We start from the raw sequence: 12292 nt of genomic DNA, 5'->3' as shown, positions 1-12292 counted from the left end.
GCCCACATCAGCTGATCTCACCCGTTGTCCAGTAGCGGATCCGGTTGGGGTGGCGGTCCAGGTAGGTCGCCACCGCAGCCTCGGCTGATGACTCCTGCGCTTGCAGCAGCAAGCCATCCAGGTCGCGATCGGGGAGATGAAAGCGGCTGAGGAACGCTGTCACCGCAGGATGCCGCTGGTCCAGACCCTGTCGGGCCACCGCATGGATGCGTTCCGTTCCTCCGAAACTGCCTTTGGGATCCTCGAGGAAGCGCAGCTTGTAGCGGGCAAACATCCAGTGAGGAGTCCAGCTCGTGGCAATCAGCCAGCGTTGCTCTTCGATCGCCTGGGCCAAAACAGCAGCCATGGCTGCGCTGCTGGAGGCCACCAGCTGAATCGAGGATAATCCATATTGCTTGAGGGCATCCAGAGAGGCCTGGTTGAGCCCTGACCCTGGGTCAATGCCCTGAACGCGTCCATCAAAACGAGCAGCCAGCTTTGGGTCCTTGAGTTGCTCAATGCTGGAGATCGCCTCCCTCGGCACATAGTCGGGCACGATCCACCCCAGCCGGCCGGAGTACATCGGCCCGAGATCCAGCACCCGGTCACGCACCTTGCTCCAGTAATCCCTGTGGGTGCCTGGCAGCCAGGCCATCAGCATCAGGTCCAGATCACCGCGAGCCACGGATTGGTACTGGATGCCGATGTCAGCCATCACCCGTTCCACCGGTTGATTGAGCTCGGACTCGATCAGCTTGGCGGCCATCAGGCTCACCACCTCGGCATCGGCCCAGGCAGACCAGCCCAGTTTCAAAGGTTGATCGGCAGAGCTGTCGTCGTCAGGCGATTCGACTTGTGACGTTGATGGAGGGGTGTCCGTCGCCAGGTTGGATGGGGAGGTATCGGGGCGGCGCGCCAGGTTGTGCAGGGAGGCACCGGCCAAGCCAAGACCCGCCAGAAGCACACTGCGTCGTCGCCAGAGCTGAAGCTTGTTCATGGGAGTCTCCAGAGGTTCACCAGGCTGCGGACACGAACACGTACGGATGTGGCGGGGGGCGTGCTGAGGCTCTGGCTGAGCCGATCCAGGATCACCGCGAGGATCACCACGGCCAGACCGCCCTCGAAGCCGAGGCCGATGTTCAACTGTTGGATGCCTCGAAGCACCACATCACCAAGTCCTCCTCCACCGATCATCGAGGCGATCACCACCATCGACAGCGCCAGCATGATCGTCTGATTCACGCCGGTCATCAGTGTTGGCAGGGCATTCGGCAGCTGCACCTTGGTGAGCAACTGCCACTCGGAACAGCCGAAGGATCGCCCCGCTTCGATGAGATCCGCCGGCACCTGGCGGATGCCCAGAACAGTGAGCCGCACCACCGGTGGCATGGAGAAGATCAATGTGGCGATCACTGAGGGCACGGCGCCCGTGCTGAACAGCATCACGGCGGGAATAAGGTACACAAAGGCCGGCATGGTCTGCATCAGATCAAGCAGCGGACGGGTGAGCTGCCAGATGCTGCGTTGACGGGCGGCCAGAACCCCCAGGGGAAGTCCGATGGTGAGGGCCAACAAGGAGGCGGTCAGCACGAGGGCGAGGGTGCTGACCATCGGCTCCCACAGGCCCATGGCCTTGACCAGATTCAGACCGAGGAGACTGAGCAGGCCGAAGCTGGCACTGACCCGCCAGAGCCCCAGCAGTGCCACCACCAGAGCCAGTAGCCATGGGGATGGAGCGTTGAGGAATTGTTCGCAGAATCCCGTCAGCGTCAGGATTGTGGTGTTAACCAGGCTGAACAGGGCACCACCGTTTCCCAGCAGCCAGCTGACGGTGCTGTCCGCTGCTGCGCCTACGGCTCCGGACGTGCTGGCTTGGGCCAGCCAAAGTTGACTTGAGAAAAAATTCATCGACTCAGCGCCCGCAGGATGGTGTTCGGCGACACCGCCCCGATCAGATGGTGATCGGGGCCGACAACTGCCACAGGTCCGTTGGCTGCGGTGACGATCGGGATTGCCTCCTTGATCAGCATCGTTGAGGAGAGCACGGTGAGGTCAGGATTCGTTGGATCCCATTTCACCGATGGTGCCGATGGATCTGCGATGGCTCCGACGGTGAGGACGCCAGCGGGATCAACACCACGAAAAAATTCAGCCACGGCCGGTTCCGCTGGGGAGCGAAACAGCGTCTCCGCGGCATCGCACTGCAGCAAGCGTCCGTCCTGCATCAACGCGATGCGATCGCCGATCCGAACAGCTTCATCCAGATCGTGGGAAATGAAGACGATCGTTCGCCGGTGTTCCCGTTGCAGATCCAGCAACAGATCCTGCATGTCGGACCGGATCAGCGGGTCCAACGCTGAAAAGGCTTCATCCATCAAAAGGACAGGTGGATCCAGCGCCAGAGCTCTCGCCAGGCCAACCCGCTGACGCATGCCGCCGGATAACTGATCAGGCTTTCGGTGCAGGTCTTGACCCAAGCCAACCCGCTCCAGCGCCTGCTGGGCCCTGGCCAGGCGTTGGCGGCGGGGAATACCGGCTACCTCAAGGCCAAAGGCCGCATTCTCGAGGGCACTGCGCTGCGGGAACAGAGCAAAGGATTGGAACACCATTGCCATGCTGCGGCGTCTGAGGGCCTGTAGTTCGCTTCGGCTGAACTGCTGCAGCGATCGGCCTTCAATGTCGACCACCCCATGGCTGGGGGCGATCAAACCATTGATCATGCGGAGCAGGGTGGACTTCCCGGATCCGGACAGCCCCATCACCACGAAGATTTCTCCGGTCCTGACCGATAAGGAAACGTCCTGCACGGCGACTCGCGCTTCAGAGGAGCGGAGAAGTTCGGATGGCGAAGCACCCGGTCGACCACCGAAGGATTTCCACACCTGCCGGAGGCGGATCGGCTCATCCATGCCAGGCCTGTTCCGCTTCTGAAAGGGTAGGCATGCTGGTCAGAGCGGCGCCACCGCTTGCGGGGTGGCGATCTGACCAGGCGGGGTTCTGAATGTTGAAATATTCTCTGGGTCTGACTGCGGGGCAGCGGATCTTGGGGTTTGTCCTGTGCTGCTGATGGCAGATTGTTTTCTCAATCACTGACAACTGCTCTGTCAGTGTCTATCATTGGAATATGTGATTGCAGATCACCAAGACTTCATTTTGTTTGTTGGGGTAGGAATAGACCTTGCCCTGGTGAATTTTAAGAAGTCTGTTTGAACTTTGAATGGATTCGGAATGACGTCAACGCAGAACCATCCTTTGCAGGCCCAGGACGATCAGCAGCGTTTTGGAGATTCTCCTGAGTCGGTTCGCGAGACGGATCACTACCAGCAGGAGTACATCGAAGACTTCACCGATCGCTGGGATCGGCTGATCGATTGGAATGCACGGGCTAAGGCCGAGGGCGACTTCTTTATTCGTCTGCTCAAGGAGCACGGTGCCCGTTCGGTGTTGGATGTGGCGACGGGCACCGGGTTTCACTCAATCCGACTGCTGGAAGAAGGGTTTGATGTGGTGAGTGCTGATGGCAGTCCCAACATGCTGGCCCGAGCATTCCGCAATGCGCGAAACCGCAATCAGTTGCTGAGAACCTCTCAGGCGGACTGGCGTTTCCTCAACCGAGATATCCACGGTGAATACGATGCCGTGATCTGTCTGGGTAATTCATTCACCCATCTCTTCAAGGAGAAGGATCGGCGCAAAGCCCTGGCAGAGTATTACGCCGTTCTCAAACACAACGGCATTCTGATACTCGACCACCGTAATTACGACCGATTGCTCGAGGGCGGATCCGCGGTCCGGCAGGGGAAAGGCAATGTGTACTGCGGTGAGGATGTGGAAGTTGGCCCGGAACATATTGATGAAGGGTTGGCGCGCTTCCGCTACTCCTTCAGTGACGGTGGGGTTTATCACCTCAACATGTTCCCGTTGCGCTATGGCTATGTACGCCGTCTGATGTCTGAAGTGGGCTTCCAGCAGATCAGCAGCTTCGGTGACTATCAGCGGGACTTTGAAAATCCCGATTTTTATGTACACGTCGCAGAGAAGGAATATCGCTTCGACGTTGACGCCACCATGCACTGAGGCTGATGAGTACAACGAACGGCTCAGCAGCGGATTCCGTCGCCGCGACTTACTACGACAGTCAGGACGCTGATCGGTTCTACGAACTGGTTTGGGGTGGTGAGGACATTCATATCGGTTTGTATGCAACGTTCGATGAGGCCATCGCCACGGCCAGTGACCGCACTGTGCATGCCCTGCTTGATCTGGCCGACACCCTGCCCCAGGGCGGATGTGTGGTGGATCTCGGGGCTGGTTATGGTGGAGCATCACGGCGCCTGGCCCGCTGGAGTGAACGATCGGTTCATGCCATCAACATTTCCTCAGTGGAGAACGATCGCCATCGGCAGCTGAACATTGACGCCGGTTTGGATCAGCAGATCACGGTGCACGATGCCTCCTTTGAGCAGGTGCCCGTGGCTGATGCCAGTGCTGATTTGGTCTGGAGTCAGGATGCGATCCTGCATGCCGGTGATCGAGCCAAGGTTTTGGCCGAGGTGTCCCGTCTTCTCAAGCCTGGAGGCTGTTTCGTGTTCACCGACCCGATGGCAGCGGACGGTGTGGAGATGGGATTGCTTCAGCCGATCCTTGACCGGATTCACCTGCCGGACCTTGCCTCTCCAGCCCGTTACAAGGCCTGGGGTGAGGCGGTTGGTCTGACGCTGGAGGTGTGGGATGAACGCACCGAGATGCTGGTGCGGCACTACGACCGGGTGCGTCAGGACACCCGTTCACGCCGCGCAGAACTGGAAGCGAGCATCAGTTCCGCTTATCTGGACCGGATGGATGTGGGCCTTGGCCACTGGGTGGAGGGTGGCCAGCAGGGACGTCTCAGCTGGGGTTTGATGCGTTTGCGCAAAACCGACTGATTCAAGGGGTGGTGCTGATCTCTGACTCTGTTGCAGCATCTTGGGGTGACGGATTGGATTGAAGCGTCTCCTCAGGAGATTCGACTTGATCAAGGATGTCCTTGATGTTGACGCTATCCATCACTTCACTGCCAGAAACAACGGTGACGTTGTGACGTTGATGCGCTGTACTTCCATTTGCATTTTCAGACCGTCAAACTGCTCGCATAGTCTTTTATTGATACGGTCTTGAATGATCTGAACCTGTTTGTAACTGGGGGTGGTCGGATTAGTCACGCGAACGACCAATAAAATTTTCGGCGTTTGATTGCTGCTCCAGTAATCCGGCCAGTCAAACAGAATGTTTTCCAGTTCCAGGGAGTCATTGCTGCCGAAGATCTGGGTTCGCTGCTTTAAATATGCGCTGATATCCTGTTCGATCCTGACCTTGGCGTTGTCCCGTTTAACGGCATAAAGGTGTTGTTCATAGCGGCCATAGAGCTTGAACCCACCCAGCTGGCCAGAGCCAAGGCCAGCAGGAGCGGCAACCGCGAACGTCGCTGTCGGCGCAGTTTGTCTCGGAAATAGGGCTCCCGAATGGCCAGCACCGAGATGCCCCCAATCAATATGCCCCCAATCAATATGCCCAGCAGGTTGGCGGCATAGAGCAGTCCGGCCCCCCGCGCGTCTGTGAAGTCACCCGCTGCCAGCATGAGCCCCATCACGCAGACCGGGGGAACCAGGGCCACGGCAATCGCCGTTCCGGCCATGGAACTCACCGCACCAGGGTTGACTTTCGCGTAGGTGGCGATGGCGCCGGCGGCGAGGGCGATGCCGAGATCCAGGAGCGTCGGCGTTAATCGGCTTTGGATTTCCCCTGTGAAGTCATCCACGCCCGTGAAGGAATCCACGATCAACAGGCCGTTGGCCTGAGCGATCAGCCCAAGTGACATCGACAGCAGCACCGTCACGATGGCAACTGCCACCAGGGTGAGGGCGGAACGGGGAAGCAATCGCCAGTCGCCGACGAGGATGGCGAAGACGGCGACTCGGAGGGGGAGGATCCAGGGTGCCACCACCATGGCTCCGATCACCACAGCGGCGTTATCAGCCAACAGCCCGAGGGTGGCGATCAGCCTGGCGTCGCCGTCGTAACTGCGATGAAGCTCGTCAAGACGATCGCATTCTTCTAAAAGACGTTGTTGATCGCCCGTCAAATTTAAGAGATCTTCAACTCTTGCGACCAACGATGACGGGAGGAATTCCTCCGGTTGTCCCGGGAAGTGCCGGAACCACTTCCGTACGGCCGTCCCATTTGTCCAGGAAGAGCTTGAACAGCACCTGCTCGTCCAGGCTGCGATTCAGCGTGTCGTAACGGATGGCTTCCTGCTCAGCGATCTTCACTTCCGTCTGAGCCCTCAGCAGCTGCTGTTCGGCAATCTGCTTCTGTTCGATGGCTGCTCTGTATTCCTCGGCGATTTGCAGACCCGTGAGATCGAGGCCACGCACGTCCACGTAATCGAACTTGTCGAGTTCCTCAGCCACCGTGCGTTCGACCAATGATGAGATGTCGTTCCACTCCGTGGCGATTGTCACCAGCTCGTACTGCGAAAACACCGACTTGAGAGCCTTCAGCAGCGAGGGCTGAATGATGCGGGGGTAAATCTCACGATCGTTGCCGGCGATGGTGCGAAAGATTCGACCGGCCTCGTCGGGGCGAACGGCGTATTTCACGGTTGCCGTGGCTTCGATCACCTGGAGATCCTTCGTCAGGGTGGCGAATTCCTCAGGCCTCACCTGTGTGCGGACATCGAAGCCAGACACCGCTTGCACGAAGGGGATCTTCAAATTCAAGCCGGGCAGACGTGATCCTCCACTCACCTTGCCAAGGGTGGTGACCACCGCAACCTGCCCAGCGGGAACAATGAACAGGGACTGACCCAGAAGCAGCAGCACGCTCAGCAGAATGGCGACCAGACTCACCAAACCAGTGGAAGGGTCGTTGATTGAACGGGGGGTCTGCATGGCAGCAGGTGTATTGCCAAGATGATGTCGTGTCGTGCGGGTTGCTGTTGGCTCTGGCACTAAATCGACACCAAGTTCTTCGGCTCACTCTTGGCTTACCAAACTGCGATTGAAGTGCCACGGTCAGGCAATGCCTGGATTGATGGGCTGACGGACGGCTACCGCTGGGGAACGTCGACCATCGATCCTGCTGTCGGCTACACCTTCATCAGCGATACTTCTGCACTCCAGGGTGGCGAATTTGGGGGCTACCCCTCCTGGGGCTGGAGCGACGAAGAACGTCAGCTGATGGAGCAGGCCATGGCTGAGATTTCAGCGGTGTGTGCCCTTCAGTTCACCGATCGCGGTGATGACAACGACGATGATGTGGAGATCTGGTACTACAACCTCGACAAACGGGAGTCGGACGACAGTTACGGCTTTGCATACACCCCCGGCAGCGACTCGGATGAGGGGTTGGTGGCCATCAACTGGTCGACCTACCAGAACGCTGATGGCAGCTTCAAAGATTCGATTGCCTCCGGCAGCTTTTACGGGATCACGTTTCTGCATGAGCTTTCTCATGCCGTCGGCCTGAAGCATCCTCACGACAAAGGCCTGCTTGATCAGCCCCGCTTCCCTGGGTTAACGCGCAAGTCGAACGAGTTTCGCGACAAAGGCGATTTCGATCAGAACGCCCACCCCTTCACTCAGCTCAGCTACGTCGACCAGGGGGCCCGAAATGGAATTGTCCCGCAATCCAAGGAGGCCTACGGCTTTCTTCAGACGCCTGGGGCACTGGACATTGCTGCCTTGCAATGGATGTACGGAGTCAATTCTAACGCTGCCTCCGCCAACGACACCTATGTCTTGCCTTTGGAAAACCGTGAGGGAACAGGCTGGCGTTCGATCTGGGATACCGGCGGGGTGGACCGCATCACAGCCGCTGGTGCCACAGCTCCAGTCACCATCGATCTGCGCAACGCGACCCTCGGCGAAGACGTCAATGCCGGCGGGTACGTCAGCCGCGTTGACGGTGTCTTCGGTGGTTTCACCATCGCGCACGACTGGGATGGCACCAACCTCGGCCAGCCTGCAGGGCTTTGTGTGATTGAAATTGCCATCGGAGGAAAGGGAGATGATCTCCTGATTGGCAACGAAGCTGACAATCGGCTGAAGGGAAAAAAAGGTTCTGATGTGTTGGTTGCCGGAGGTGGCCGTGGCAACCGGGTCACCGGCGGCAAAGGGAGGGATCAGTTCTGGATTTCAGCTCAAGCCGGTGCCTTTGTGGAGGTCACCGACTTCCACAGACGCAAGGATCGGCTGGTGTTCGATGTCGACTCCACTGCCGTGACGCTCGATTCCAGTGGAGATGGCAGCCAGGTGTTGGTTGATGGTCGGGTGGTGGCGCAGCTTCCAGGAGTCAGTGATCTGGATCTGCAACGCCACGCTCTGTTCACGGTCTTCGAGGGGCTCTAGGCCGACTGCTGGAGGGCTTCTTCCATCTGGCTGTTCCGCTGTGCTTCACAGCGCCTGCATTCTCGGGTGTCCAGTGCGAAGAAATTGAGCGAAAGCGTTTTTCCGCAGTTGCTGCACTGGCGCGTTTCCGACGCAGGGCTGCTCAGCATCATTCGGTTCATGATCCATTCCCATCACTGTGCCACCTTCTGTGCTCGAGGACACATTTGGACAAGGGTCATAATTGATGTATTGGCTGAAGTGGGGATGGCAAAGGATGCGGGGACGCAGGCCGAGCACACGAAACGCCGCCGCCGAGGGCCGGCCATTCCCCTCGAACAGGTTTCACCGGCAGTTTTGACCTCAACGCGGGATGTGGCCTTCACCCTGCAGCAACTCCGGCTGGATCCAGCCGCGGAGGAGGTGCTCAAGGCGGTGCTGGATCGAGCGGCCCATCTCGAAGAACAGGCCAGTGGCATCACGGTGTTTGATGACTGACTCTTTCAACCCGACTCAGGAAACCACCGAGCAGGCCGTCAGGACGTTGCTTCTGGCCATCGCCGGACCGAACTACGCCGGAGCTCTCCATGAGGGGGATGTGGCGCAGCAGATTGATCGCTGCTTGAGCTGGGTCAAGGCGGAAGCTTCGGAGGCGGCATCCCTGATTGAGTCCTGCGTCCCCCACGGCAAGCCGATGCTGGCTCAGGCCCAGAAACGCTTGGAGGTTCTGGAGTCACTCAAGCTTTTGCAGGGCTTGGTCACATCCCATTTCGCCGATAGCTCACGCGGGTCCTGACCATCGCGCCAGGGGGTGAACATCAGGAAATTTCCCGCGACGAGCCCTGCTGTGACCAGCACAGCCACGATTTGCTCCAAGGTTTCAATTGACATGGGCGTACGTCCAGGATCACTTCCTGAGTCTGCGTCGCATTCGGGGAATGATCAGCCAATCCATAACGGCAAAACTGAAAAGACAGGGGAGAAAACCTCGTCCAACAACAGCACAAATTGCACGTTTGTGGTCCAAATTGCAGATCAGCAGTTCAACCAACCAGAACAGAACAACTTTTGCGGCGAAGGACCGCAAAGCAAAGTTGATTTCATCGGCATTCAGGCCCAGCAATCTGATCATTGGTTTGCCGGTGGGGTGAATGGTGATGGGTCCGCGGACAGGCCGTTGTCAATCACTCCTTATGGGTCACCACAGCACCTGAAACGGGATCCGTTACACCAAGTTCTGGCGAGAGTTCCTGTAGGAAATCTCGTACCTCGTTGAGGTGCTGAATCATCTGTGGTCGGGCTTCCACAAGCTTTTCTTCACTTTCCCAGAGACCCACGAAGCAGTAGCTCCGCTCTCCAGTTTTCGCCCAATAAGCATCCAGCATTCCATCAGGGTTGATCCAGGCTTCCGTGGCGGCAACAAATGACTCCTCACAACCTTCCTTGCAGATCACGCGTATATTGTCAGAAATTTCGCTGCCATTGTTCATTCTTGGATGGCACTACCTTGTCAGGCACTCCAGTTATTGAAAGTATTCCTTGACACATAATTTAATCACACTGGCTTTGTGAGGTGCTGTAATCACTGGTGTCAATTTTTTTATCTTGACCCTGAATTGCGGTTGTTTTGATATATCCCGTTGGTGTAAATGAAGACCAAGCGATATTAGGGGGGCAGTCAGCTGCGAAAACTGAATTCAAGACGTGTTTTGGGTCGTTGGCGAATCACGTTCAGCACCTGAACGCCTGAATTCATGGCTTTACGCTCTTCGGCTAGGCCCTTGAGAATGAGGGATCCACAGGCTTGCCAATCCTGTTGCGTCACAATCACGGTTTGTGCCTGCCGGAAAAACGCTTCCGCTTGCCTTTGGTGCTGAATCTTCTTTGCGTCTTTGGCAGCAAATGAGAGAGGATTGTCTTTGATGTCCTTCATGTTGTTCTTTCTAGAAGTATTATAACTCAACAGCCCTCATTCGTTAAGGTGTTGAGGGGTTGCTTGTCGGCAGTGCGAACAATTCCGCTGAGCACAGTCGATGGAACACGCATTTATTGAGATTGATCACGGCAGCAACGCCAGAAACCGATCCCGTTGGTGCTGCTTCTGGCCACACGCTTACATGCCACGTCACCACGACTCGGATCACTGTTGCTCGAGATGGTCACGCATTCAGATGCCAGTGCAGATGCTGGAGATAGCCACGATGCAGATGTTGTGAGGGCGAGTCGAAGAAGTTTGGCCATAACCCATGGCAGTGAAGAGGAAGCAAGCGGGCTGGAGTCCCCATACTGATGACCATCATCACCTCGAATGAAAGCATCTGGATGGATGAAATGTCACTGTGCTTGGTTGGGCAGTCGTTGAGCCATGGTGATCTGGAAGGCAATTTTTGCCTTGAATGCGTCCAGCGATGGGAGGGAGGGCTGAGGGGCCTGACCTCTTTTTTTTGCCAGATGACGGGCGATGCGGTGGTGAAGAATCCGCTCTGATCGACCCGATCAGAATGGAATCAACGATCGTTGAGGTTTGTTGTGGGAGCCCTGCGCAAGATCTGCATGAATTGACGCCCCCTAGACTGCATTCTAGCAAAGCTAGTGGTGGCAGTCGATCTCAGCGAATTTCTGCTGTCTGCACGCAAGATTGCGCGCAGCTTTGCAGGTAGTTGCACAAAATCCTGCATCGAGTCTAGTGCTTGTGTACTAGCGGCCATGGGCGATGGAGGACTGGGATTTCTTCGACGAAAGTAAGCTGCAGGGCTGGAAGGGTGGCGTGCTGGGGCTGGTTGGGCCCCAGGAGCCGGCTAGGAGTTGGTTATTTCCCTGACCTAATAACAAAAATGTTCCAAAGGTCTTTAGGGAGAAGCGGGTGAGGGAACCCGCTGGCTTTCATCTCCCAGGGCGTTGCCGTAGTGATCGCTCCATCTTCATCATCGGTTGGATGAGAAAGATTCCCACATAAGTTGTAATACCTATCAATGGCTACTCAGGTTCGCGGGGCTACCGGACGAGCTGCATGGATGTAGTGAACGGTATTGAGGCATTGCCTCGGATGCGTCAGGGGAGTGGGCTGAGGGGCCTTCTCCCTTTTTTTGCTTGAGCATGGCCATGACAAGCCGAGTGCCGTTTCCCCTCGATCAACGCCGACGTTGTTGCTCACATCGTTCCCAGGATCCGAATTGAGTCGATAGGGTCCACAGACCCTTGACTATCTCTTGTGAACCGTCATCCGAACATTGCCTTCTTTGGTGGCACTGTGATCATCGCGATCATGGTCATGGCTGCCTTCGCCAACATCGCCAATGCTGGCGGTTGCTCGTACAGCAAGTCTGCCGAAGGAGCCTCCGAGCAGATCGACAACAATCAGACCAACAAGAAAGAAGCCGAGGCTTGATGGCTTAGGACAAGCCACAAGCTGTCCCCGCCCAACTGGCACAGTGACAGTTGGGACGCTTACAGTTCAGTTGTGAGGGAAAACTTCACGGGTTGGAAACAAGGTCACACCCCCGTGAGGTTTCGGAGCCCCTGCCTTTGGCGGGGGTTTCTTTTTGACCTCAGTTATCCACAGGGTCAGTGGATCCAAGCTGTGTCTTTGGACCGCAATGGCCGCTCATGGCACCATCCCTAGTGCTTTAGGGCACAAAAAAACCCGGTGTGACTTGCACAACGGGCAGGGTGATGGGGGAGATCCAAATATGGCGCAGCATCCTCGCGCTGACTAGCCCCACATATAGTGTCATCAAAGTCGGAACAGAACTTCAATACACAATTGAGGAAATCAGTTCCTCGTGGCACAAATGAGTCCAATGAGGTTAGCTTTATCGGGTCCGGCCGGATGATGGGGATCAGCCGAAAGGATTTTTGACCTCGGGGATCTCTCCGGGGTTTCTTTTTGCGCAAGCCACTGAGCAGGGCGAGCCAAAAGCACGATATGTATCCGCCTGAACGACAAG

At 57.0% G+C, this 12292-nt stretch carries 15 protein-coding genes; 8 read left to right on the top strand and 7 right to left on the bottom strand.

All coding sequences use genetic code 11. The annotated features are described in order from the left end of the window. Positions 1-7: 7 nt before the first annotated feature. Genes SynA1528_RS09865 through SynA1528_RS09855 form a run of 3 tightly spaced genes read right to left on the bottom strand, consistent with a single transcriptional unit; the run spans position 8 to position 2888 of the window. A complete protein-coding gene (locus SynA1528_RS09865) occupies positions 8-976 on the bottom strand; it encodes a glycine betaine ABC transporter substrate-binding protein (RefSeq protein ID WP_186586608.1) in 969 nt (322 codons plus the stop codon). After that, positions 973-1887, bottom strand: a complete 915-nt coding sequence (locus SynA1528_RS09860; protein ID WP_186586607.1) for an ABC transporter permease — start codon at positions 1885-1887, stop codon at positions 973-975. The genes SynA1528_RS09865 and SynA1528_RS09860 overlap by 4 nt, the downstream gene beginning before the upstream one ends. After that, complete coding sequence (locus SynA1528_RS09855; protein WP_186586606.1) at positions 1884-2888, bottom strand: quaternary amine ABC transporter ATP-binding protein; 1005 nt, start codon at positions 2886-2888, stop codon at positions 1884-1886. Before SynA1528_RS09855 ends, SynA1528_RS09860 begins: the two co-directional genes overlap by 4 nt. Before the next feature lie 319 nt (positions 2889-3207). On the opposite strand from SynA1528_RS09855, the gene bsmA reads away from it, so the two are divergent. Further along, positions 3208-4056: a glycine/sarcosine N-methyltransferase gene (gene bsmA / locus SynA1528_RS09850; protein WP_186586605.1), complete on the top strand. Its 849-nt coding sequence runs from the start codon at positions 3208-3210 to the stop codon at positions 4054-4056. A gap of 5 nt (positions 4057-4061) precedes the next feature. Next, entirely contained in the window at positions 4062-4904 is an 843-nt protein-coding gene (gene bsmB / locus SynA1528_RS09845; protein WP_186586604.1) for a dimethylglycine N-methyltransferase, read from the top strand. A gap of 392 nt (positions 4905-5296) precedes the next feature. Here bsmB and SynA1528_RS09840 read toward each other — a convergent pair whose 3' ends face one another. Together SynA1528_RS09840 and SynA1528_RS09835 are read right to left on the bottom strand one after the other, a co-directional pair. Continuing rightward, positions 5297-6100 carry a DUF389 domain-containing protein gene (locus tag SynA1528_RS09840; RefSeq protein WP_286187808.1) on the bottom strand — a complete coding sequence of 268 codons (804 nt, stop codon included), beginning with the start codon at positions 6098-6100 and terminating at the stop codon, positions 5297-5299. A 13-nt stretch (positions 6101-6113) separates the two neighbouring features. Then, the gene (locus SynA1528_RS09835) at positions 6114-6908 is read right to left on the bottom strand and encodes a prohibitin family protein (RefSeq protein WP_186586603.1); all 795 of its coding nucleotides are present in this window, start codon (positions 6906-6908) and stop codon (positions 6114-6116) included. Between the two features lie 90 nt (positions 6909-6998). On the opposite strand from SynA1528_RS09835, the gene SynA1528_RS09830 reads away from it, so the two are divergent. The 4 genes from SynA1528_RS09830 (at position 6999) to SynA1528_RS09815 (ending at position 9496) form a co-directional block, all read left to right on the top strand. Next, positions 6999-8366 carry a M10 family metallopeptidase C-terminal domain-containing protein gene (locus SynA1528_RS09830; RefSeq protein WP_186586602.1) on the top strand — a complete coding sequence of 456 codons (1368 nt, stop codon included), beginning with the start codon at positions 6999-7001 and terminating at the stop codon, positions 8364-8366. Positions 8367-8612: 246 nt separating this feature from the next. Then, a complete protein-coding gene (locus tag SynA1528_RS09825; protein WP_186586601.1) occupies positions 8613-8843 on the top strand; it encodes a hypothetical protein in 231 nt (76 codons plus the stop codon). Continuing rightward, entirely contained in the window at positions 8836-9141 is a 306-nt protein-coding gene (locus SynA1528_RS09820; protein WP_286187807.1) for a hypothetical protein, read from the top strand. Before SynA1528_RS09825 ends, SynA1528_RS09820 begins: the two co-directional genes overlap by 8 nt. A gap of 142 nt (positions 9142-9283) precedes the next feature. Further along, complete coding sequence (locus tag SynA1528_RS09815; RefSeq protein ID WP_186586600.1) at positions 9284-9496, top strand: hypothetical protein; 213 nt, start codon at positions 9284-9286, stop codon at positions 9494-9496. A 33-nt stretch (positions 9497-9529) separates the two neighbouring features. Here SynA1528_RS09815 and SynA1528_RS09810 read toward each other — a convergent pair whose 3' ends face one another. Both SynA1528_RS09810 and SynA1528_RS09805 read right to left on the bottom strand, forming a co-directional pair. After that, positions 9530-9835 carry a hypothetical protein gene (locus SynA1528_RS09810; RefSeq protein ID WP_186586599.1) on the bottom strand — a complete coding sequence of 102 codons (306 nt, stop codon included), beginning with the start codon at positions 9833-9835 and terminating at the stop codon, positions 9530-9532. A 188-nt stretch (positions 9836-10023) separates the two neighbouring features. Continuing rightward, a complete protein-coding gene (locus SynA1528_RS09805) occupies positions 10024-10278 on the bottom strand; it encodes a hypothetical protein (RefSeq protein ID WP_186588548.1) in 255 nt (84 codons plus the stop codon). 356 nt (positions 10279-10634) lie between these two features. On the opposite strand from SynA1528_RS09805, the gene SynA1528_RS09800 reads away from it, so the two are divergent. Then, complete coding sequence (locus SynA1528_RS09800; protein WP_186586598.1) at positions 10635-10832, top strand: hypothetical protein; 198 nt, start codon at positions 10635-10637, stop codon at positions 10830-10832. A 724-nt stretch (positions 10833-11556) separates the two neighbouring features. Beyond that, positions 11557-11733 (top strand): hypothetical protein, encoded by a 177-nt coding sequence (locus tag SynA1528_RS09795; RefSeq protein ID WP_186586597.1) that lies wholly within the window; start codon positions 11557-11559, stop codon positions 11731-11733. Positions 11734-12292: the final 559 nt, after the last annotated feature.

Source organism: Synechococcus sp. A15-28, from assembly GCF_014280175.1.
Taxonomy (GTDB): domain Bacteria; phylum Cyanobacteriota; class Cyanobacteriia; order PCC-6307; family Cyanobiaceae; genus Parasynechococcus.
The sequence above is the reverse complement of the archived record's forward strand: the minus strand, read 5'-3'. Positions and strand labels throughout refer to the sequence as shown.